17 protein-coding genes and 2 tRNA genes are annotated in these 21,019 nt (G+C 64.7%); 5 read left to right on the top strand and 14 right to left on the bottom strand.

Features of this window, described 5'->3' with window-relative positions; translation table 11 throughout:
- Window positions 1-3 precede the first annotated feature (3 nt).
- Together CH295_RS09490 and pknB are read left to right on the top strand one after the other, a co-directional pair.
- The gene (locus CH295_RS09490; RefSeq protein WP_037195334.1) at window positions 4-1,368 is read left to right on the top strand and encodes a serine/threonine-protein kinase; all 1,365 of its coding nucleotides are present in this window, start codon (window positions 4-6) and stop codon (window positions 1,366-1,368) included.
- The gene (gene pknB, locus CH295_RS09485) at window positions 1,365-3,302 is read left to right on the top strand and encodes a Stk1 family PASTA domain-containing Ser/Thr kinase (RefSeq protein ID WP_094740512.1); all 1,938 of its coding nucleotides are present in this window, start codon (window positions 1,365-1,367) and stop codon (window positions 3,300-3,302) included. Before CH295_RS09490 ends, pknB begins: the two co-directional genes overlap by 4 nt.
- A 16-nt stretch (window positions 3,303-3,318) precedes the next feature.
- On the opposite strand, the gene CH295_RS09480 is transcribed toward pknB, so the two are convergent.
- Both CH295_RS09480 and CH295_RS09475 read right to left on the bottom strand, forming a co-directional pair.
- A complete protein-coding gene (locus CH295_RS09480) occupies window positions 3,319-3,960 on the bottom strand; it encodes an aminodeoxychorismate/anthranilate synthase component II (protein WP_094632255.1) in 642 nt (213 codons plus the stop codon).
- A gap of 13 nt (window positions 3,961-3,973) precedes the next feature.
- On the bottom strand, window positions 3,974-4,720 hold the full coding sequence (locus CH295_RS09475; RefSeq protein ID WP_037195330.1) for a DUF881 domain-containing protein: 747 nt from the start codon (window positions 4,718-4,720) through the stop codon (window positions 3,974-3,976).
- A gap of 202 nt (window positions 4,721-4,922) precedes the next feature.
- On the opposite strand from CH295_RS09475, the gene crgA reads away from it, so the two are divergent.
- A complete protein-coding gene (gene crgA, locus CH295_RS09470) occupies window positions 4,923-5,186 on the top strand; it encodes a cell division protein CrgA (RefSeq protein ID WP_032396997.1) in 264 nt (87 codons plus the stop codon).
- 36 nt (window positions 5,187-5,222) lie between these two features.
- Window positions 5,223-5,708, top strand: coding sequence for a PH domain-containing protein (locus CH295_RS09465; protein ID WP_094740511.1), 486 nt, complete (start codon window positions 5,223-5,225; stop codon window positions 5,706-5,708).
- Between the two features lie 77 nt (window positions 5,709-5,785).
- Here the strand turns inward: CH295_RS09465 and CH295_RS09460 are convergent, their stop codons facing one another.
- Both CH295_RS09460 and CH295_RS09455 read right to left on the bottom strand, forming a co-directional pair.
- Complete coding sequence (locus tag CH295_RS09460) at window positions 5,786-6,715, bottom strand: rhomboid family intramembrane serine protease (protein WP_094740510.1); 930 nt, start codon at window positions 6,713-6,715, stop codon at window positions 5,786-5,788.
- A gap of 24 nt (window positions 6,716-6,739) precedes the next feature.
- Window positions 6,740-7,276, bottom strand: a complete 537-nt coding sequence (locus CH295_RS09455; protein WP_094632154.1) for a peptidylprolyl isomerase — start codon at window positions 7,274-7,276, stop codon at window positions 6,740-6,742.
- Window positions 7,277-7,372: 96 nt separating this feature from the next.
- Between CH295_RS09455 and CH295_RS09450 the strand changes: the two genes are divergently transcribed.
- Complete coding sequence (locus CH295_RS09450; protein ID WP_141216982.1) at window positions 7,373-7,753, top strand: hypothetical protein; 381 nt, start codon at window positions 7,373-7,375, stop codon at window positions 7,751-7,753.
- Here the strand turns inward: CH295_RS09450 and CH295_RS09445 are convergent.
- From CH295_RS09445 to CH295_RS09400, 10 genes are all read right to left on the bottom strand, one after another.
- Window positions 7,748-9,367, bottom strand: a complete 1,620-nt coding sequence (locus tag CH295_RS09445; protein ID WP_094740508.1) for an alpha/beta hydrolase — start codon at window positions 9,365-9,367, stop codon at window positions 7,748-7,750. The genes CH295_RS09450 and CH295_RS09445 overlap by 6 nt on opposite strands.
- A gap of 119 nt (window positions 9,368-9,486) precedes the next feature.
- The gene (locus CH295_RS09440; RefSeq protein ID WP_230596490.1) at window positions 9,487-10,485 is read right to left on the bottom strand and encodes a GGDEF domain-containing protein; all 999 of its coding nucleotides are present in this window, start codon (window positions 10,483-10,485) and stop codon (window positions 9,487-9,489) included.
- A 205-nt stretch (window positions 10,486-10,690) separates the two neighbouring features.
- Window positions 10,691-11,641 carry an acyl-ACP desaturase gene (locus tag CH295_RS09435; RefSeq protein WP_094632257.1) on the bottom strand — a complete coding sequence of 317 codons (951 nt, stop codon included), beginning with the start codon at window positions 11,639-11,641 and terminating at the stop codon, window positions 10,691-10,693.
- A 409-nt stretch (window positions 11,642-12,050) separates the two neighbouring features.
- A tRNA-Ala gene (locus CH295_RS09430) sits at window positions 12,051-12,123 on the bottom strand.
- A gap of 190 nt (window positions 12,124-12,313) precedes the next feature.
- A tRNA-Ile gene (locus CH295_RS09425) sits at window positions 12,314-12,387 on the bottom strand.
- A 109-nt stretch (window positions 12,388-12,496) separates the two neighbouring features.
- Complete coding sequence (locus tag CH295_RS28105) at window positions 12,497-13,354, bottom strand: DUF3566 domain-containing protein (RefSeq protein WP_252341977.1); 858 nt, start codon at window positions 13,352-13,354, stop codon at window positions 12,497-12,499.
- 537 nt (window positions 13,355-13,891) lie between these two features.
- Window positions 13,892-16,435, bottom strand: coding sequence for a DNA gyrase subunit A (gene gyrA / locus CH295_RS09415; RefSeq protein WP_094740507.1), 2,544 nt, complete (start codon window positions 16,433-16,435; stop codon window positions 13,892-13,894).
- Window positions 16,436-16,503: 68 nt separating this feature from the next.
- On the bottom strand, window positions 16,504-18,546 hold the full coding sequence (gene gyrB, locus CH295_RS09410; protein WP_037195316.1) for a DNA topoisomerase (ATP-hydrolyzing) subunit B: 2,043 nt from the start codon (window positions 18,544-18,546) through the stop codon (window positions 16,504-16,506).
- Between the two features lie 258 nt (window positions 18,547-18,804).
- Entirely contained in the window at window positions 18,805-19,902 is a 1,098-nt protein-coding gene (locus CH295_RS09405; RefSeq protein ID WP_094740506.1) for a PDR/VanB family oxidoreductase, read from the bottom strand.
- A gap of 32 nt (window positions 19,903-19,934) precedes the next feature.
- Complete coding sequence (locus CH295_RS09400) at window positions 19,935-20,852, bottom strand: metal-dependent hydrolase (RefSeq protein ID WP_082323866.1); 918 nt, start codon at window positions 20,850-20,852, stop codon at window positions 19,935-19,937.
- Between the last annotated feature and the right edge of the window lie 167 nt (window positions 20,853-21,019).

Here is a 21,019-nt window from a genome sequence, read left to right as displayed (position 1 = left end):
GACGTGCCATTGAGCAACGGAGCTGTCATCGCGCAGCGCTATCGACTGCTGCGACTCATCGCCACCGGCGGCATGGGTCAGGTGTGGGAAGCAATGGACAACCGCCTCGATCGCCGTGTCGCGGTCAAGGTACTCAAGGCCGAGTTCTCCGAGGACCCGGAGTTCCTGCAGCGCTTCAGGTTCGAGGCACGCACCACCGCGCAGCTGAACTACCCCGGAATTGCCGGGGTCTACGACTACGGCGAGACCCGCGACGGCGCGGGCGAATCACTGGCCTACCTGGTGATGGAACTGGTCAACGGTGAGCCGCTCAACGCCGTGTTGGGTCGGATGTCCCGGTTGCCGCTCGGCCATGCCCTCGACATGCTCGAGCAGACCGGCCGTTCCCTGCAGATCGCACACACCGCAGGCGTCGTCCACCGCGACGTCAAGCCGGGCAACATCCTGATCACCCCCACCGGGCAGGTCAAGATCACCGACTTCGGCATCGCCAAGGCCGTCGACGCATCCCCGGTGACCAAGACCGGAATGGTCATGGGCACAGCGCAGTACATCGCCCCCGAGCAAGCACTCGGCGAGGAGGCCACGTCGGCTTCGGACGTCTACTCGCTCGGAGTCGTCGGATACGAAGTACTCGCGGGCACGCGGCCCTTCGTGGGCGACGGAGCGCTGACCGTCGCCATGAAGCACGTCCGCGAGATGCCGGCCCCCATGCCGCTCGACCTGCCCCCCGCCGTGCGGGAACTCATCGAGATCACGATGGTCAAGGACCCGGCCGCGCGCTACGCCAACGGTGGCGAATTCGCCGACGCCGTCGCCGCGGTCCGGGCCGGCCGTCGCCCGCCTGCACCCGGAAACTCCCGCGGTACGGGCACCGGCAGGGTCATGATGCCGGGCGTCGTACCCAGCCCTGCGCCGTCGAGCACCCAGATGATGCCGACGTCGCAGCGCGAGTACCGCGGACCGGCCACCGGAACGGCTGCGGGCGCAGTGCCCGAGGCCACCGGAATGTCGTCGGCGCAGAAGGCCCTCGCCTGGGGCGGTGCCGGACTGCTGCTTCTCGCCATCCTCATCGGCGGATACGTGCTGTTGACCGGGGGCAGGGACGACTCGCCGACGCCGTTCGTGCCGCCGACCACCACCACCACGCAGCCGACCACCACCACGACCACAACGACCGAACCCACGACGACCACCGAAGAAACCACCACCACCGAAGAGACCACCACGACCACGACGACGACCACTACGCAGGAGCCGACGACCACCGAAGAAACCACGACGACCTCGGAACAGCCCACGCAGACGACCACGAGACGGCCGCTGATCGAGATTCCATCCCAGCAAGATCCTCGAGGACAACCATGACGACTCCCCGTACGCTCTCCTCTCGCTACGAGTTGGGCGAGATACTCGGTTTCGGCGGCATGTCCGAGGTTCATCTGGCACGTGACACTCGGCTCGACCGCGACGTCGCCATCAAGGTTCTGCGCGCCGATCTCGCTCGCGACCCCACGTTCTACCTGCGGTTCCGACGCGAAGCCCAGAACGCGGCCGCACTGAACCACCCCGCCATCGTCGCCGTGTACGACACCGGTGAAGCCGAGACCGAAGCCGGTCCGCTCCCGTTCATCGTCATGGAATACGTCGACGGCGACACCCTCCGCGACATCGTGCGCGCCGAAGGACCCATGGCACCGCGTCGAGCCATGGAGGTCATCGCCGACGTCTGTGCCGCACTCGATTTCAGCCACCGCAACGGAATCGTGCACCGCGACGTCAAGCCCGCGAACATCATGATCAACAACGCAGGCGCGGTGAAGGTGATGGACTTCGGCATCGCGCGCGCCATCGCAGATTCCTCGTCGCCGATGACCCAGACCGCAGCCGTCATCGGAACCGCTCAGTATCTCTCGCCCGAGCAGGCACGCGGCGAACAGGTCGACGCTCGATCGGACGTCTACTCCCTCGGATGTGTGCTGTTCGAGATCCTCACCGGCGAGCCCCCGTTCAAGGGTGATTCACCGGTCGCCGTCGCCTACCAGCACGTGCGCGAGAATCCTCAGCTGCCGTCGCTGGTCAACGACACGGTGCCGCGCGAACTCGACTCGATCATCCTTAAGGCGATGGCCAAGAACCCCGCCAACCGCTACCAGAGCGCCGCCGAGATGCGTACCGACCTGGTCCGTGTCCTCGGAGGTCAACGGCCGAGCGCCCCGATGGTGATGAACGACGAGGACCGCACCACGATTCTCGGATCGGTCGATTCCCGGCAGGCAGACTTCTCCGGCGCGGACAAACCCGCCGCCGTCGCCGCACCCCGTGCGTCGAGGCACGGCGAACCCGAGGATCGACCCAGGAACCGTCGAGGCCTCAAGATCGCGCTGATCTCCGCGGCGTCGATCATCGTCGTCGCGATCGTCGGAGCATTCCTGTGGTCCCTCGGTCCGGGAGCGGATCCCAAGTCCGTCACCGTGCCGTCCGTCGTCGGGCTGGCCTCGGACGAGGCGCAACGGGAGCTGGAGAATGTCGGCCTGCGCGTCACCGTGCAGGAGAAGCCCGACGCGTCGGTGCCGGAGGGGTCGGCGATCGGCACCAACCCGGCCGCGGGGTCGCAGACCGAATCGCCCGGGGACATCCAGCTCGACGTCTCCTCGGGCCCCCAGCAGGTGCAGGTGCCGCGACTGACCGGACGGACGCAACAGGAGGCGTCGGACGCCTTGAACGAGGTGGGCCTCGAACTCGATCCCACCGTCGCCCGTGCGCCGTCGACGCCGGAGAACCTCGACAAGGTCGTCGAGCAGAACCCGTCCTCGGGCGTGAGCATGAACGCCGACTCGCAGGTTCGCATCACGCTCGGTTCGGGACCGGCGCAGGTACGGATGCCCAACGTCGTCGGCCAGCTCGTCGACGTCGCGCAGCCGAACGTCGAGGGTGCCGGGCTCCGCGTCCAGGTACAGAACATCGATTCCAGCCAGCCGGTGGGGCAGGTCGTCTCGACCGACCCCGCCGGTGGCGCCAACGTCGCCGAGAACACCGTCGTGACGCTGCGCGTCTCGAACGGGGACAAGATCCCGATGCCGGACCTCTCCGGCCTCACCGAAGCTCAGGCTCTGACGGCACTGGAATCGGCTGGATGGACCGGAACCGCGTCGAACCTGTCGACGTCGAGGCAGTCGACGCTCGACCCACTGATGGTCGGGCGGGTCGTCAACCAGACCCAGCCGGCTGGCTCGGAGATCAGCAAGACCGACACCATCACCGTGAGCATCGGGGCGTTGGGAATCCCCAGCGGCAACTAGCCGCCCCGAGGCCCGCTCAGGCGAAGGCTTCCGCGACCTGAGCTTCGAGCTTGGCGACGAGACCGGGGTCGGTGGGCATCCCGCAGACGGTGAGCCAGTTCGCCAGCATGCGGTGTCCGCCCTCGGTGAGGATGGACTCCGGGTGGAACTGGACGCCGTGAATCGGTAGCTCGGTATGCCTCATCGCCATCACCAGACCGGATTCGGTGCGCCCGATGATCTCGAGTTCGGCCGGGATCGTGTCTTCCCGGACGGTCAGCGAGTGGTAGCGAGTGGCGGTGAAGGGCTCGTTCATGCCCTCGAGAACTCCGACGCCCGAATGGTGCACCAGACTGGTCTTGCCGTGCAGCAGTTCCGGAGCCTTCTCCACGGTTGCGCCGAACGCTGCGCCGATCGCCTGATGACCGAGACAGACCCCGAGCAGGGGTGTCTTCGTGCGAGCACTTGCCGAGACCAGATCCATCGTGGCACCTGCGCGCTGCGGCGTGCCCGGTCCCGGGCTGAGCAGAATTCCGTCGAACCGGCCCGCGACCGCATCGCGGTCGGTGAGGCGCTCGTCGTCGTTACGCCAGACCTCGACATCGGCGTTCAACTGGCCCAGGTACTGGACGAGGTTGAAGACGAAGCTGTCGTAGTTGTCGACGACGAGAATACGCATGCGGACAGCGTACTCAGCGAGGCTGTGCATACCGCATGCGCACCGACTCGGAGTACGCGGGCACCGAGAGGTCCTCGGACGCTGCGACGTCGTAACGGAGGCCGTAGCGCAGCGCGTACTGCTCGTACAACCGCACACCCGGCTCGTTCTTCAACGCCGCGCGCAGCCGATCCGAATCCCCGATCGCCGTCATCACGTACGGCGGACTGTACGTCCGCCCGCCGAGAAGAAGGGTGTTCCCGATGCAGCGCGGAGCCGACGAGGCCACCAGCCGTTGATCCTGCATCGCGATCGCCGACGCGCCGCCGGCCCACAACGCGTTGAGCACGCTCTGCACATCGACCTGATGAACAACCAGATCGTCGACCGACGCATCGGACGCATACGAGCCGTCCGGACCACGAGGGGCGTCGGCCATCGTGACGGTCAGACCCCCGCCGGACGCGGGCTCGCGTCCCGCCGCGTCGGCCAGGGAATCGACACGCGCCAACGCGTCGGCGACCTCGGTGTCCCCCGTCGCAGTGCGCTGCTGAATGGACTCGAGCTGCTGCTCGAGCGTGTCCCGGCTCCGCTGGGCATCATCACTGCTGCGTTGAGCCGCGTCGACCAGATCTGCGAGCCGGGTGGTGTCCCCGCCGCGCAACTCGGTGCCGTCCGATACATGCCTGGTGGTGCCGAGCAGCAGACCGACGACAGCGCACACCGCAACGGCGAGCACCCACCAGCGGGTGTCGGCGGGGGCAGTCGATCGTCGTGTCACGGGTGCTCGCAATTTGTCCGGTGGGTCGGTGCTGGGCTCACCTGCGTTAGCGTGTACAGCAACCGGTCGGTGACCGTCACGGTCCTCGAGGTCACACTAGCCTGGGGATGCGCGACACCCGCCGATCCACAGGTTCCGATCGTCAGTTGTCCACAGGTACGGCCGCAGTGCCACGGGCCGTCACGAACGCGAAGAGGAAGCAATGCCGAAGTCGAAGGTACGGAAGAAGAACGACTACACGATCAACCCGGCGAACCGCACGCCGGTCAAGGTCAACGCCGGGCCGTCACCGGTCTGGTACGTGGTGCTGATGCTGGGATTCATGCTGGTCGGGCTTCTGTGGCTGATCGTCTACTACCTGGCTTCCGAGGACATCGCCTTCATCGGAAACCTCGGTGCCTACAACTTCCTGATCGGCTTCGGGTTCATGGTCGTCGGACTCGTCATGACCATGCGGTGGCGCTGAGAGCCGACCGAGTTACATCGATGTCATTCATCCCCAATGTGGATAAACCCTGTGGATAACTCTACGAACGATCCACAGGGTGTGTACGAACAGCAGTGGGCGACGCCCCTCGTCGCCGTCGCAGCCCTGGTCGTAGGCGGAATCGCCCTCGGAATCGGCGCCGCATTTTCCTCCACCGACGCCGCCGGAACATTCCTCGTCGGCCTCGCAGCCGTAGGAATGTGGATCATCGCCGCACTCGCCGCCGCACAACGCCCGCGACTGGCCATCACCCACGACGGATCACTGGTGATGAAACGCCTCACCGGAACACGCACCTACACCCGCAACGACATCGTCCGCGTCAAAATCGTGCGATACCCCAGACTCGGCCGACGAGTACCGATGCTCGAACTCGACATCCGACCACCCGGCGAAGACGACGACCGACTGATCATCTTCGGCCGATGGGACCTCGGAACCGACCCGCGAGACGTATTCGACGCACTCGAAATCCACGGGCTGGTGCCACGCAACACCTGAGCGTCCGGCCCCTGTGGGTTACTCGATGTGACATTCGGTGGACTTTTGGGGGGTCGATGTCACATCGAGTGGACTTGCTAGAGGCCCATCTGGGCGCGCAGGTCGAGTACGCGGATTGCGATGATTCCCAGGGACACCAGAGCGACGGCGATGACCGACAGCCATGCCATGGACACGCCGGCCATGGTTCGTTGTTGTCCGGTGTCTGGGGTTCGGTTGGACAAGAACACCAGACCGGCGGTGGCGGCCGCTCCGGCGACGAGTCCGCCCATGTGTCCCCACAGCGAGATGCTGGGGATCGAGATGCTGATGAAGATGTTCACCGCGATGACGATGAGGATGGGTGCCGGGCTTCGCTTGAGCCGTAGCAGGATGACGGCCTGGGCACCCAGGAGACCGAAGACGGCTCCGGACGCGCCGACGGTGAGCGCCAGTGGGTTCTCCAGCAGCATCACCGACGCACTTCCTCCGAGGAGCGAGAGGACGTAGACGACCAGGTAGCGGGTTCGGCCGAGCACGAGTTCGACGTCACGACCGATGATGTACAGCGCGAACATGTTCACGAGCAGGTGTATCGGCCCGTAGTGGACGAAGCCACTGCCGATCAGCCGGAACACATCGCCGTCGGAGACGAGCAGGCTGTTGAGGGCCCAGCTGCGGGCGAGCGCGGATCCGGAGGTGTTGTTCATCGGATCGCCGGACTGCGCCACCGTGATGGCATAGACGATCACGTTGATGGCGATGAGAGCGTATGTCAGCGGGGTCTTGGCGGATCGTGCCATGGGTGCACCGGCGACGGTCTGCGCAGTGCGGATGTTCTTGTTGCCCTCGCGCACGCAATCGACGCAGTGCTGTCCGACGGCCGCGGCCTGCAGACACTGCGGGCATGCGGGCCTGCCGCAGCGCGAACAGGCCAGGCCGGTGGGGCGATCGGGATGTCGGACGCACACCGACTGGGGTGGGTTGGGCTGGTCGCCGTACGCGCCACCCCAGCCGGGGTTCGTCATCTTGTCGAAAGTCCTTCGGTCAGATCAGGCGATGGTGATGTTGTTGATGACAACCTCGTCCACCGGGCGATCTCCGCGGCCGACCGGCGTGCTCGAGATCGCGTCGACGACCTTCTTCGACGCCTCGTCGGTGACCTCACCGAAGATGGAGTGCTTGCGGTTGAGGTGCGGGGTCTTGCCGGTGGTGATGAAGAACTGCGAGCCGTTGGTGCCCGGGCCTGCGTTCGCCATGGCCAGCAGGTACGGGCGATCGAAGGACAGTTCCGGGTGGAACTCGTCCTCGAACTTGTAGCCCGGTCCACCGGTACCGGTGCCGGTGGGGTCGCCGCCCTGGATCATGAAGCCGTCGATGACGCGGTGGAAGACTGCGCCGTCGTAGAACGGTCCGGTCTTGGCACCCGACGCGTTCTGCGTCGTGTACTCCTTGGATCCGTCCGCGAGACCGACGAAGTTCGCGACGGTCTTGGGGGCGTGATTGCCGAACAGTTCGATGACGATATCGCCGCGGTTGGTGTGCAGCGTGGCCGTTTGGGTCTTGTTTGGTGAAGTCACGCCCTCCATCGTGCCATCTCGGGCGATCGGGCAGTTCACAACGGGCGTCGAGTCCCGCTGGATCGCGAAGGTTCAGCGGGGGTCGTGTTGTGGAACAGTGAGGGTATGACGAGCACAACGAAGTCCGACCGGGTTCGGTCGTCCACCGGTACCGCAGCATCCGCGCTGCTCGGCGCCGCATCCGCCGCAAGCAAGGGCCCGGCCGGAGTCGGTCTGCTGTTGGCCAGACGAGGTTACGGGCTGGCCCGCAAACAGGCTGCGCAGCGCCGAGCAGTGACCGCAGAACGCATTGCCGAAGCGAATCGCACCCGAGCGTTGGTCACGGTCGACTCGGGATCGCGTCGGACCAGGCGAATTCTCGTATTCGGCGCCGCTGCTGCCGTCGTCGGTGGTGTCGTGTTCTTCCTCGGTCGCCGTCGCAACGAGGTGCCCCCACCCGCCGATGCTCCGCCGAGCCTGGCCGACTACGACGACACGTCGTCATAGGTACAGAACTCTCTGCAGCAGATCGAGCAGACCCGGCCTCGCTCTGACCACGGCCTCCCCGCTGCGATCGGCGACGACCAGCGCGGTATTCCGACCGCTGGTAGAGCCCTCGGTGAGATAGTCGCTGTGCCCGATCGAATCGTGGCCTCCGTCGGAACGCTCCGTGGACAGCACGGTGACTCCGTCCAGTGCGCCTGGATCGCGACCGAATGCACCCAGGTCGGCGACGATATCGCCCTCGGCCTCCGCCGCGAAGACGTGTCCGACGGGAAGCCGAAGATCTGCGACGCTGTGTGTGCCGAATCCCGGTGATCCGAGAGCGACGAAATCGTCGACCCCGGTGTCGTCCCGGAGAGCGGTTGCCGCGGTGAGGGATCCGTACGAGTGGGCCAATACCGACAGATGCGGGTCGCTCGCACGTGCGGCGTCGAGGCCGTCCAGGAACGGAACCAGTCGATCCGCTCCCGCCCGCGCCGCCGCACCCGAGGCCACGCTCCGGTCCGGATCGAGCAGGCTCCAACCGAGCTGCGGGGCCTGGTAGTCGAGCCAGGTCACCGCAGCCGCAGATTCCGAAACAAGCTGCTGCACAGTGTCTTTGACGTTCTCCATGTCGCCGTCGTAACGAAGAAGGTTGCCGTGCACGGTCGAGTCGAGACCGGGGACGAAGACGGCGACATGGGTGGCCGTGTCGACATCGCCCACCGCTACGGCCGCCATCGTCTCCTCGTACGGGGAATTGTCGAGGACCAGAAGCTGCCGAGCCCCCTGCGCCAGCGTCGCGTCGATCGCATCGAGTGATGCCAGCCGCGTGCGAGTCTGCTCGAGTCCGGCATCGGCGTCACTGAACATGCCGCCGAACACGTTGTCGGCCAACTCTTTCTGCAGTTCGACTTCGACGGCGCGGAGGCGGAGACGCTCGGCGGCCAACACTCGACGGTTCGCGCTGTCACGTACTCGTCCAGGCAGGCCGTCGAGATTGCCGATCAGCGCCGGCTGTTCGACCAGCAGCCTGGTGCGTGCCGCAGGCGAGAGCGCGCTCCAGAAGGCAGCATTGGCCGCCGGGGACCCGTCCCGCGGCACCGAAGCGGCAACTGCCGTCACAACGGAGGCCGCGGAGGTTCCCCCGACGAGGCGTCGGGCAAGGACGTCGTCGAAGTCCGTGGCCGTACGAATCAGCTGCGCGATTCGCTCGGCGAGCTCCTCACGGCATCGACGTCGCTCTCGCATCGTCGACCACAGATCCACGAGCGCAACCGAATACGACGCGCCGGCGTCGGACACCGAGCCGTCGGATCCGACCGCGAATCGCTCCTCCGCCGCCGTCTGCTCCACCGAGCGGAGCGCAGTGACCAGACTCTGCATGTCGATCGACGCATCCGCGGTGCATGTCGAGATCCGAAGCAACTCGGCTGCGGCGTCTCCCAGATCGGACCGGATGCGTCTCATCGCCTCCCGTGCCGCCTCGGCCGCGGGACCGTCCCACCCATTGCCCACAATTTCGTCCGTTACCGAATCGTGGACGGCAGCCACTTCTCGCCACCGCCGCATCAGGCTTTCGGACGCGGCGACCAGCACTCGGCTGTCCCATGACCTGAATTCGTCGAGAGTGACCATCGCGTATCCCCCGCAGCATCGTCGTTGCCGACGAGTCAACGCGAGAAGTACACCTCGCCGAGAAATCTATCCCCAGCCTGTGGATGAAATCTGGGGATCAACGATGCGTCGAGTGAGTGCTACTGCGCAATTCTGCGGATCGGGCCGCTGTAACCGGCGTCGGGATCGGACGGCCGACTGGTCCTCGGCGGCCTGCTTCGCTTCGCCCGGTACAGATCGGCGTCGGCTGCACGATAGATCTCGCCCCAGCGGCGTCCCGCGGGCATGCACGCCAATCCGACGCTCCATTCCGCGCGATGAGCGAGGCGCAGGCGCTCGATGATCTGCCAGGCCTCCTTTTCGAGAACTCCCGGCATGAACAGCACGAATTCGTCTCCGCCGAGCCGACCGAGAACATCCCGTTTGGTCAGCTGCCCCTTCCAGGCCTTCGAGACCCGAGTGAGCAGGACGTCACCGGCAATGTGGCCGTACTCGTCGTTGATCTCCTTGAAATTGTCCAGATCGAGCACGGCGAGACTGACCGACAATCCGCGAGCAGCACACGCCGGCAGCATTTTCTCGATCTTGGACTCGAACCCGAACCTGTTAAGCAGACCGGTCAGAGCGTCGTGCGTCGCGGAATAGCGCATTCGGCGCGCGAAGACACCGAACACCTCGGTCGCACCGACGATGCCGAGCGCCACGAGGATGTAACTGATGAACGGCGTTCCGTACGGCGCGATCGCCGCTCCGATGACCGCCGAAACAGCAAGCACTGCAACCCAAATGCCTGCGTTGCGTTCGGACCAGAACGCACCGATGTGCATACCGAGGAACATTGCGGCCTGCACGCAGATCAAGAACGCGGGCATGGTGTCGCTGCTCCCCAACGCACAGGCGAGTGCCATCACCGACAACGCGGTCGCGAATCCCACCGCCTGTTTGGGGCTCGGCACACCCGCCCTCGCCAGCACCACGATCGCAGCCGGACCCAGAAGCAGAGCCAACGCGGCCAGAACCTGCTGGGCACCGGTCAGATTCGACCACGACGCTATCGCGCTTGCAGCGTAGAGAACCGTGGTGACCGCCGCGAAGACGGCGAGCATGCGGCCGGACTCGTCGAACCTGGGCCTGCTCACCAGTCGATTCCAACCGTGCAAGACCATGATTCGGCCGTCTGGAGGCAGCATTCACCGATGGAGACACCACCACTCACCCGATACCCCCCAGGCACCATCGGCCCTCCCCACGCACTACGGCCATCGCCTCACATGACCCAACGATGCCCGGACTCTAACACCTCCGAGACGCGATCACGACTCTGGCCAGAGAAGACGTAGCAGGTCAGGACGCCTTCTCGGCGCGAGCAGCCTCCCTGGCAAGCAGTCGATCACGTGACTCCTCGAACTTGGTCGCCTTCTGCGCCAAGTCTTCGACGAACGCTGCCAGTCGATCGCGATCCCGCTCGCCCTCACCCGTGAAATCGTTGCGCTCGAAGATCTTCCATTTGCGCAGAACCGGCATCAGCACCTCGTCCAGATGCTGCCGGAGATCGTAGATCCCGTGCTTGGCCAAGGTCATCGCGTTCTTGCGGAAATTGGGCATGTTCAGGCCGGGCATCTGGAAGTCGGTCGCGACATCGGTGATGGCACGAACCATCTGATCGGGCACCAGATCCAGCGACGCCTCACCGAGGTTGCGATAGAAGATCATGTGCAGGTTCTCGTCCGCTGCAACACGAGCCAACATCCGATCCGCCACCGGATCTCCGCACGCCAACCCCGTGTTTCGGTGCGAGACCCGCGTGGCCAGCTCCTGAAACGTCACATACGCCACCGAGTGCAGAAAATTCGCGCCGTCCATCGGCGCATCGATACCCACCGTCATGTGATGCATGCGAGCCCGCTCCAACTCCACGGGATCGACCGCACGGGTCACGACCAGATAATCGCGCATGACGATGCCGTGACGGTTTTCCTCCGCAGTCCAGCGCCCCACCCATGTGCCCCACGCACCGTCCAACGAGAAGTTGTCCGCCAACCCACGGTGATACGACGGCAAGTTGTCCTCGGTCAGCAAATTGGTGATCATCGCCGTACGAGCCACTTCCGACAGCGACGACTGCTCGAGAGACCAGTCCTGCCCACCCATCGCCGCAAAGTTCCGCCCCAGATCCCACGGAACGTAATCATGCGGATGCCATTCCTTCGCCATGGACAGATGGCGATTCAGATTGGCTTCCAGCGTGCCGTCGAGTTCGGTCAACAGCTCTTCATGATCGAGAACACGCGTCATCTGCGGGGCTCCTTCGAAATTCGAGATGCCCGAATCGCCAACCGATCCGAGACAGTGGCGAACACCGCCCGCCGAGATCGAACGACGGCACACCCCCCTGCGGTGCGCCGTCTCGACCGTTCACGTCGATCCGAGAACCGACGCCCTTGCACACCGACCACGCTAAGGACCGAACCATCGATGCGACACAGAACAGATGACTGTCTGGATATATGGGCGCCGAAGCACAGACCGCCTTGGGTCCGATCACAACCGGTCGGCTCATCCGCTGCGGACGTCTCGGTACTCGAGGGCACTCAATGTCACATTCAGTGGCCTTTTGGGGGGTCGATGTCACATCGAGTGGACTTGGGACCGGATGGAGAGAGACAAAAAAGGACGCCCACCGAAGTGGACGTCCTTTTTCTTGTGGAGCCTAGGAGATTCGAACTCCTGACATCTGCCTTGCAAAGGCAGCGCTCTACCAACTGAGCTAAGGCCCCGGGTGTTGCCGGTAATCGTGAACGAACCTTACACGTCCACTCCGAGCGATTGTCACGCGGTGGGGATGCTGTGCCAGACGCCGTCCGAGCTGCGCTGCGAGCGCACCTTGGATAATGTCAGCACTGCGATCACCGCCGATGCGACCAGAAGAAGGATTTTCACGTCCTGCCTCTTTTCGTTCGTTCGGTGTGGGCCTAGGAGGACTTGAACCTCCGACCTCTTCCTTATCAGGGAAGCGCTCTAACCGCCTGAGCTATAGGCCCTCATCACTACTTCGGACCGAAGAAAACCTCTCCTCGAACCGAGGGATGAGATTACCGTATCGGGCCGCTGTCTTCCAAAACGGCCCGATACGGCTCTCGATGGTGCAGGTCAGTCGCGGTCTGCCAGTGTCACTTCGACGCCACCGACCAGGTCCGAAGACAGGTTGTAGATGAAGGCGCCGATGGTGGTGAGAGCGGTGAAGAGTACGACATTGATCACACCGATCACCGCTGCGTAGCCGAACACCTGCCCGGCACTGACGAGTCCGCCGTCGCCGGATTCGTTGACGATCTCGGTGAACGCACTGTTGAGACGTTCCCAGACGCCCATGCCGTCGAGCACGGCGTACAGCAGGCCGACGGACACCATCCACACGAAGAACAGAGATACTGCGATCACGAGGGCGATCTTGAGCGTCGACCACGGATCGATCTTGCGGATCTGAATGGTCGCCCGCAGGGGATCGCCGTCCGCACTGGGCACGGCCGTGGGTGCTGCGCGCTCGGACGGGGACGGCTCCGGGTGCCGGACGGCAGACAGATCCGGCATGTCCTTCGCTAGATCCTTGCGTTCGATGTGCCGTGTCGGCCCGTCGATGACCGCCGCTTTCGACCTGGCGGCTTCTCGCCGTTCGGTCTTGTCCTCGGTCGATTCGCGCTGGACCGGCTCGGCTGCCGTACGTGCGGACCGATCGAACTCTGCGTTCGGCGGCAGTGCGGCACCGCGTCCGGACAGGTTGGTCTGCGGCTGGTTCTGCGGCTGCTGCCGGTCGTCCGTTCCTTGCGATGCGGGACGCTGACCGACTCCGCGCTGCCAGGGCGGCGTTCCGGAGCCACCGTGTGGAGCGTCGCTCTGCTGGGCCGGCATCGCCTGAGTGGCTGCCGGACCGGCCTCCTGAACCCGAGCGGGCTCACGAGATGCTTCACCGGTAGCCGCCGACTCGGCGGACACCTCCGGAGAGCGCACGGTCTCGTCGGGCGCCGCCGAAGGCTGCGGGGCTGCCTGCCGTGGGGTTTGACCGGCCGGTGCCTGCCGCTGCGGTGGCTGACCGTTCGGCGGCGGACCATCATTGGGCCGGCCGGGTGCTTGCTGACCTGGACCGGGTTGACGGCCAGGAGCCTGGGGCGGCTGAGCCTGCGGCGGACCGGCAGGAGCCTGTCCCTGACGAGGGGCAGGCGGACCCTGTTTGCCGGATCCCGGGGGCGCCTGGGGCGGCGGTCCCTGAGGTGCGGGCGGTCGCTGTGGGGGCGGAGGTCCCTGAGCCGGACGTGCCGGGCCGTTCTGAGCACCGGGTGCCGGTCGCATCGGAGGTCGAGCACCCCCCTGCGGGGCCGGGCCACGGCCCGCGGCGGGCGCCGGACGAGCAGCCGGCTGCGGACGGTTGCCCGGGCGAGCTCCCTCGGGCGGCACCGGACGCGCGGGCTGCGCGGCCCGATCGCCGTCCCGGCTGTCCGGTCCACCACTGGGGCCGGGCCTGCTACCAGGCCGGTTGGGAGTGCTCACTTACGACTCCTTCGCTGCATCGTCTTCGGTGCCCAGAGCATCCGGTTCGATCTCGTCGGCGTTGCGCGCGATCGCGAGCAGGGTGTCGCCTTCACCGAGATTCATCAACCGCACGCCCTTGGTCTGTCGGCCGGCCTTCCGAACCTGCTTGGCAGCGGTTCGGATTACGCCACCACTGGACGTGATGGCGTACAGCTCGTCCTCGTCGTCGACGATGAGAGCTCCCACCAGCGTGCCACGCTTCGGGTCGTACTGGATTGTCAGCACTCCCTTTCCGCCGCGGCCTTGCTGGGGGTAATCCTCCATCGCGGTGCGCTTGGAGTAACCGCCCGACGTAGCGACCAGCAGGAACTTGTTCTCGCTGACGACGTTGAGCGAGAGCAGCGCGTCCTCGCCGTTGAAGCGCATACCCTGCACACCCGAGGTAGCACGGCCCATCGGGCGCAACACCTCGTCGGTGGCAGAGAACCGGATCGACTGACCCTGCGCCGAGACCAGCAGCAGATCGTCGTCCGAGGACGCGAGAACGGCTCCGACCAACTCGTCCTCACCACGCAGGTTGACCGCGACGATGCCGCCGCTGCGGTTGGAGTCGAAGTCGGTCAGTCGTGACTTCTTGACCAGACCGCCCTTGGTGGCGAGCACCAGGTACGGAGCATCCTCGTAGGTCTTGATCTGGATGACCTGCGCGATGCGCTCGTCCGGCTGGAAGGCGAGCAAGTTCGCGACGTGCTGACCGCGGGCGGTTCGGTTCGCCTCGGGCAGTTCGTAGGCCTTGGCCCGGTAGACGCGACCCTTGGTGGTGAAGAACAGGATCCAGTCGTGCGTGGAGCAGACGAAGAACTTGCTGACGATGTCGTCCTGCTTGAGCCCTGCGCCCATCACTCCCTTGCCACCGCGCTTCTGCGAGCGGTAGAGGTCGGTCTTGGTGCGCTTGGCGTATCCGGTCTCGGTGATCGTGACGACCACGTTCTCCCGCGCGATCAGGTCCTCGTCGTTGACGTCCCCGTCGGCGGCGATGATGCGCGTACGACGGTCGTCGCCGAACTTCTCGACGATCTCGGCGAGCTCGTCTCGCACGATCTGTCGCTGCCGCTCCGGCTTGGCCAGAATGTCCTGCAGGTCGGCGATCGTACGTTCGAGTTCTGCCAACTCGTCGATGATCTTCTGACGCTCGAGGGCCGCGAGGCGTCGCAGCTGCATGTCGAGGATGGCCTGGGCCTGGATCTCGTCGATGTCGAGCAGGTCGATCAAGCCCTGCTTGGCCAGATCCACCGTCTGCGACGCGCGGATCAGCGCGATGACCTCGTCGAGTGCGTCGAGAGCCTTGACGAGTCCACGCAGAATGTGGGCCCGCTCCTCCGCTCTGCGTAGCCGGTACCGAGTACGCCGAACGATCACGTCGAGTTGGTGAGTGACGTAGTACCTGATCATCTGGTCCAGGCGCAGCGTGCGCGGGACGCCGTCGACGATCGAGAGCATGTTCGCGCCGAAGCTCGTCTGCAGCTGCGAATGCTTGTAGAGGTTGTTCAGCACCACCTTCGCGACGGCGTCGCGCTTGATGGTGACCACGATGCGCATACCGACACGGTCGGAGGACTCGTCGTCGATCTTGGAGATGCCCGAGAGTTTGCCGTCCCGCACCTGCTCGGCGATCGAGGTGATCAGGTTGTCCGGGTTGACCTGGTACGGCAACTCGGTGATGACGATCGTGGTGCGGCCGTTGGAATCTTCTTCGATCTCGACGACGCCGCGCATCCGGATGGAGCCGCGGCCGGTGGAGTACGCATCCTGGATGCCCTGGCCGCCGACGATGAGTCCGTGCGTCGGGAAGTCGGGGCCCTTGACGCGTTCCATGCAGGCCTCGAGCGTTGCTTCCTCGTCGGCCTCGAAGTTGTCGAGGGCCCAGAACACCGCGTCGCCCAGTTCACGCAGGTTGTGCGGCGGAATGTTGGTGGCCATACCGACGGCGATGCCGTTGGAGCCGTTCATCAACAGGTTCGGTACCCGCGACGGAAGTACCGTCGGCTCTTGGGTTTTGCCGTCGTAGTTGGGGATGAAGTCGACGGTTTCCTCGTCGATGTCGCGCAGCATCTCCATCGCGAGCGGGGTCAGCCGCGCCTCGGTGTAACGCATGGCGGCGGCGCCGTCGTTACCGCGCGAACCGAAGTTGCCCTGGCCGTCGACCAGCGGGTACCGCATCGACCACGGCTGGGCCAGACGCACCAATGCGTCGTAGATCGAGGTGTCACCGTGTGGGTGGTAATTACCCATCGTTTCGGCAACGGGGCGTGCGGATTTCACGTAGCTGCGGTCGGGTCGGAAGCCCGAGTCGTACATCGCGTACAGGACGCGGCGGTGCACCGGCTTGAGTCCGTCACGCACCTCGGGCAGGGCACGCCCGACGATGACGCTCATGGCGTAATCGATGTAGCTGCGCTGCATTTCCTGCTGGATGTCGACCGGATCGATCCGGTCGCCGCCCTCGGCGTTGGTGGTCGATCCCGGCGGGGGTCCTACCGGCGGTTCGGTGATGTCAGACATGCAATTCTCCTCGAGAAACGGTCACCTTCACGCACCGAGAGAACACATCGGTGCGTGAAGGGAAGTGACTAGACGTCAAGAAAGCGAACATCTTTCGCGTTACGGGCGATGAAGCTACGACGCGCGGAGACGTCCTCGCCCATCAGAACGCTGAACAGTTCGTCGGCGGCGGCCGCGTCGTCGAGCGTCACCAGACGCAGGACTCGGACCGACGGATCCATCGTGGTCTCCCACAGTTCCTTGGCGTTCATCTCGCCGAGGCCCTTGTAGCGCTGGACGCCGTCCTCGACGTTGATCTTGCGCTTGTTGGCGATGCCGGCCTCGAGCAGACCGTCGCGCTCGCGGTCGGAGTAGGCGAAGTCCGGTTCACCGCGGCTCCACTTCAGCTTGTACAGCGGCGGCATGGCGAGGTAGACGTGGCCGTGCTCGATCAGCGGTCGCATGAAGCGGAACAGCAGCGTCATCAGCAGGGTGGAGATGTGCTGGCCGTCGACGTCGGCGTCGGCCATCAGCACGATCTTGTGATACCGCAGCTTGGTGATGTCGAACTCGTCGTGGATGCCGGTACCGAAAGCGGTGATGATCGACTGAACCTCGTTGTTCTTGAGGACGCGGTCGATGCGAGCCTTCTCGACGTTGATGATCTTTCCGCGCAGCGGCAGGATCGCCTGGAACATCGAGTCTCGCCCCGACTTGGCCGAGCCGCCTGCGGAGTCGCCCTCCACGATGTAGATCTCGGACTTGCTCGGATCGTTCGAGCGGCAGTCGGCGAGCTTGCCGGGAAGGCCACCGATATCGGTTGCGCTCTTGCGGCGCACCAACTCTCGGGCCTTACGTGCAGCCATCCGGGCCTGCGCGGACGAGACCGCCTTGTTGATGATGGTCTTGGCGTCGGCCGGGTTTGATTCGAACCAGTGCGCCAGGTGCTCGTTGCATGCCTTCTGTACGAACGACCGAATCTCGGTGTTGCCGAGCTTGGTCTTGGTCTGCCCCTCGAACTGCGGTTCCCCGACCCGCACCGAGATGACTGCGGCAAGACCCTCGCGGATGTCGTCGCCGGTGAGCTTGACGTCCTTCTCCTTGACGAGCTTCTTCTCCAGCGCGTACTTGTTCACCGTCGAGGTCAGAGCGGTACGGAAACCCTCTTCGTGGGTGCCGCCCTCGTGCGTGTTGATGGTGTTGGCGAAGGTGTGCACCGACTCGGAGTAGCCGGCGTTCCACTGCATGGCGATCTCGACCTCGTGGCCCTCACCCTTGCCGGTGAAGCCGACGACCGAGTTGTGGATCGCGGTCTTGGTCCTGTTGATGTGCTTGACGAAGTCGACCAGACCGTCGGGGTAGTGGTAGGTGCGCTTGCGCACCTTGGCCGGCTTGGCTGCTGCGGCGTCGGCCTGCTCTTCCTCCGCCGTCTTGGGAGCCTCGGCCGTCTCACCGAGTTCTTCCTCGGTCGCGTCGGTGGCCGCCACTCGCTCGTCGGTGAAGTTGATGGTCAGTCCCTTGTTCAGGAACGCCATCTCCTGCAGGCGGCGGTGCACGGTCTCGAAGCTGTAGTCGAGGGTCTCGAAGATCTTGCCGTCGGCCCAGAAACGCACGGTGGTACCGGTCTCACCGGTGTCGCCGACGGTCTCGAGGGGGCTGGGCTTGGCGTAGTCGTAGGTCTGCTTGTAGCGATGACCGTCGCGCGCGATCTGCAGCTCGACCTTGGTGGAGAGCGCGTTCACCACCGAGATGCCGACGCCGTGCAGTCCACCGGACACCGCGTAGGAGTCGGAGTCGAACTTGCCGCCTGCGTGCAGCTGCGTCATGACGACCTCGACGGTGGGTACACCGGAGGAGTGCATGGCGACGGGGATTCCTCGACCGTCGTCCTTGACCTCGACGCTGCCGTCCTCGTGGATGGTGACGTCGACGGTGGAGGCATAGCCGGCCATGGCCTCGTCGACGGAGTTGTCGACGACCTCCCAGATCAGGTGATGCAGGCCTCGTTCACCGGTGGAACCGATGTACATACCGGGCCTCTTACGAACCGCTTCCAGGCCCTCGAGGACCGTGATGGACGAAGCGCCGTAATCCTTGCTGTTCTCGTTGTTACCTGACTTCTGGGCAGCCACGGTTAGCTGGTTCTCCTTCTACGCGTCCACTACCCCGCTCACACCCCGTCAGGGTGCTACCGCAGGGACGAGCGCAGTCGCTTTCGGCCGCGCCCGGGTCCATGCGTTTGTTCCGGGCTTGATGTCGTACCGGTCCATAGTACTGGTTGCCTACGACAGCATGGGCACGATGACACCCCTAAAAGGCCCCTGATTGCTTCACAGGCGCATTTTCTCGATGCCGGACGACAAATATGAAGGGTGAATCCAGCTGCTCCGCTAGAGATCGAGCACGATCCGTTCGCCCTCGGATCGCGAAACGCAGATCAACATCTCGTGCTGCTGCTCCTCGACCGTGAGTCGATTCTCTCGATGCTGCGGTGTTCCGCTCAGTACTCGAACCCGACACGTCCCGCAGAATCCCTGTTGGCAGGAGTACGCGACGTCCGGGCGCAGACGCCGAATGGCATGCAGCGCAGTCTCGTCCGGACCCACTGCGATGACCTGCCCGGAATCGACGAGCTGGACCTCGAACTCGGCGCCGTTCTTCACCGGCGGAGGCGAGAACCGCTCGAAGTGCAGATGAGTGGCGGGCAGCGAGTCGAACGAGGCCCGAACCAGATCGATCATCGGCGGAGGTCCACACACGTAGACCGAACCGCCGGGTGCCGTGGCACCGAGCAGATCCATGCTCGACGGCATGCCGTCCACATCGTCGGTCCGCACCGTCACGCGATCGGCATCCCAGCCGGCGATCTCGTCGAGGAACGGCATCGATTCGCGCGAGCGGCCGCAGTAGACGAGGTGCCAGTCCATCCCCGTCTCACGAGCACGACGCACCATCGAGATGATGGCGGTGATGCCGATTCCGCCGGCCACGAACACTGCATGCTCGGACTGGACGAACGGAAAACCGTTGCGCGGCCCGCGAATTGCCACCTCGGTGCCGACCGGGAGATCGTGCATCTCACGCGACCCGCCGCCGCCGTCGGGCACCAGGCGAACGGCGATGGAGTAGGAGTCGGTATTCGGTTGTCCGCACAGCGAGTACTGCCGACGGCGTCCGGACGGGAGATAGAAATCCAGGTGCATTCCCGGTGCCCAAGCAGGCAGCGCCGCGCCGTCGGCGGCCGAGAACGTCAGTTGGACCACCTGCTCGTCGACGCACAGCACCTCACGTGAATCCAACGTCAGTAGCCGGGTGCGTGCGACGGCCGGCGCCGCGAACGACGCGTCGTAGTCGTCACCGTCGAGCAGAGCGAACCATTTGTCGAGCGCATCGGTCACCAATGACACGGTCTGATCGGGCTCGTCGCGGCCGTACAGATTCTTCGGAATGGTGCGTCCCGCTCGGAACGAGTCGACCATCTGTGCCATTGCGCCGAGCTTGCTCCGCAACGTGCGTTTGGTCATCGATCGGCGGACCGAGCTGCCGGCGAGGTGGCCAGATACTGCACTGCCTGCGCCGTCGACCCTTCCTGAGAAGGGTGATAGGTGCGCTTGAAGTAGCGCAGCGATGCCTTCACCATCGACATCGGGGTCGGGAACAGACCGGCGTTGGCCACTCGGCGAAATTCGCGGAACGACGGTGTGCGCTGCTTGGGTGGAAGGTGCGCGAGCGTCGGATCCTGGCTCATCAGAAAGCGAACACCACGGGTCCAGAACCACACGAGGGTGGGCGCGATGACGACGTACGTGCGAATTCGGCGGGCCGGGCGCACGTCGAAGTACCGCATCACCTCGTAGGCCACCGAACGATGCTCGACCTCCTCGGCTCCGTGCCACCGCAACAGATCCAGCATGATCGGATCGACGTCGGCCTCGTCCAACTCCGAGGCATTGAGCACCCAATCGCCCAGGAAGGCGGTGAGGTGCTCTGCGGCGGCGATGAGGGCGAGACGTTCGACCAAACTGTTCTGGCCGTGACCGGACCTGTTGCCGAGGGCGCGGCCGAAGAGAAACTTCATCTGATCGACGTAGGGATCGACATCGATGCCGTGCGCCCTGAGCTGGTCGTGGACATCGGTGTGCGCCTGCGCGTGCATGGCTTCCTGACCGATGAATCCGATCACGTCGTCGCGCAGCTGATCGTCGTGGATGAGCGGCAGCGCTTCCTTGAACGTGCGCACGAACCATTCCTCGCCCTCGGGCAGAAGCAGATGCATCACGTTGATCAGGTGGGTCGCGAGTGGATTGCCGTCCATGTAGTGCAACGGCAGGGAGTTCCAGTCGAACTCGACTTTTCTGGCATGTAGAACGACTCGGTCTTCGGGGGTTCCGTCCACATCGACGGCCGCTGTCGATGCCTTCTTGGTTGGTGCAGACACAACTTCTCCTCGTCCGATGGCCGTGCAGAACATCTTCATCGATCCCCCGACCGCTGAGTGTCGCGAATCACGCTACGCACATCGACCATGTCACAGCAACACTGGCCCCAACATCTGTTGAGGATCACCTGGACCAGCCGGTTCGGAAAGCCATCGTTGGGATGTAT

This window comes from Rhodococcus sp. 14-2483-1-2 (assembly GCF_002259405.1).
GTDB lineage: Bacteria > Actinomycetota > Actinomycetes > Mycobacteriales > Mycobacteriaceae > Rhodococcoides.
The sequence above is the reverse complement of the archived record's forward strand: the minus strand, read 5'-3'. Positions and strand labels throughout refer to the sequence as shown.

Bases quoted from the DNA above. Each gene is read 5' to 3' on its own strand.
- CH295_RS09445 (WP_094740508.1), bottom strand. From the start codon at position 9,367: ATGGTCACTCTCGACGAATTCAGGTCATGGGACAGCCGAGTGCTGGTC.
- CH295_RS09460 (WP_094740510.1), bottom strand. From the start codon at position 6,715: ATGACGAACCCCGGCTGGGGTGGCGCGTACGGCGACCAGCCCAACCCA.
- CH295_RS09450 (WP_141216982.1), top strand. From the start codon at position 7,373: ATGACGAGCACAACGAAGTCCGACCGGGTTCGGTCGTCCACCGGTACC.
- CH295_RS09435 (WP_094632257.1), bottom strand. From the start codon at position 11,641: ATGACGCGTGTTCTCGATCATGAAGAGCTGTTGACCGAACTCGACGGC.
- pknB (WP_094740512.1), top strand. From the start codon at position 1,365: ATGACGACTCCCCGTACGCTCTCCTCTCGCTACGAGTTGGGCGAGATA.
- CH295_RS09405 (WP_094740506.1), bottom strand. From the start codon at position 19,902: ATGGCACAGATGGTCGACTCGTTCCGAGCGGGACGCACCATTCCGAAG.
- crgA (WP_032396997.1), top strand. From the start codon at position 4,923: ATGCCGAAGTCGAAGGTACGGAAGAAGAACGACTACACGATCAACCCG.
- CH295_RS09455 (WP_094632154.1), bottom strand. From the start codon at position 7,276: ATGGAGGGCGTGACTTCACCAAACAAGACCCAAACGGCCACGCTGCAC.
- CH295_RS09480 (WP_094632255.1), bottom strand. From the start codon at position 3,960: ATGCGTATTCTCGTCGTCGACAACTACGACAGCTTCGTCTTCAACCTC.
- CH295_RS09465 (WP_094740511.1), top strand. From the start codon at position 5,223: ATGTGGATAAACCCTGTGGATAACTCTACGAACGATCCACAGGGTGTG.
- gyrA (WP_094740507.1), bottom strand. From the start codon at position 16,435: ATGTCTGACATCACCGAACCGCCGGTAGGACCCCCGCCGGGATCGACC.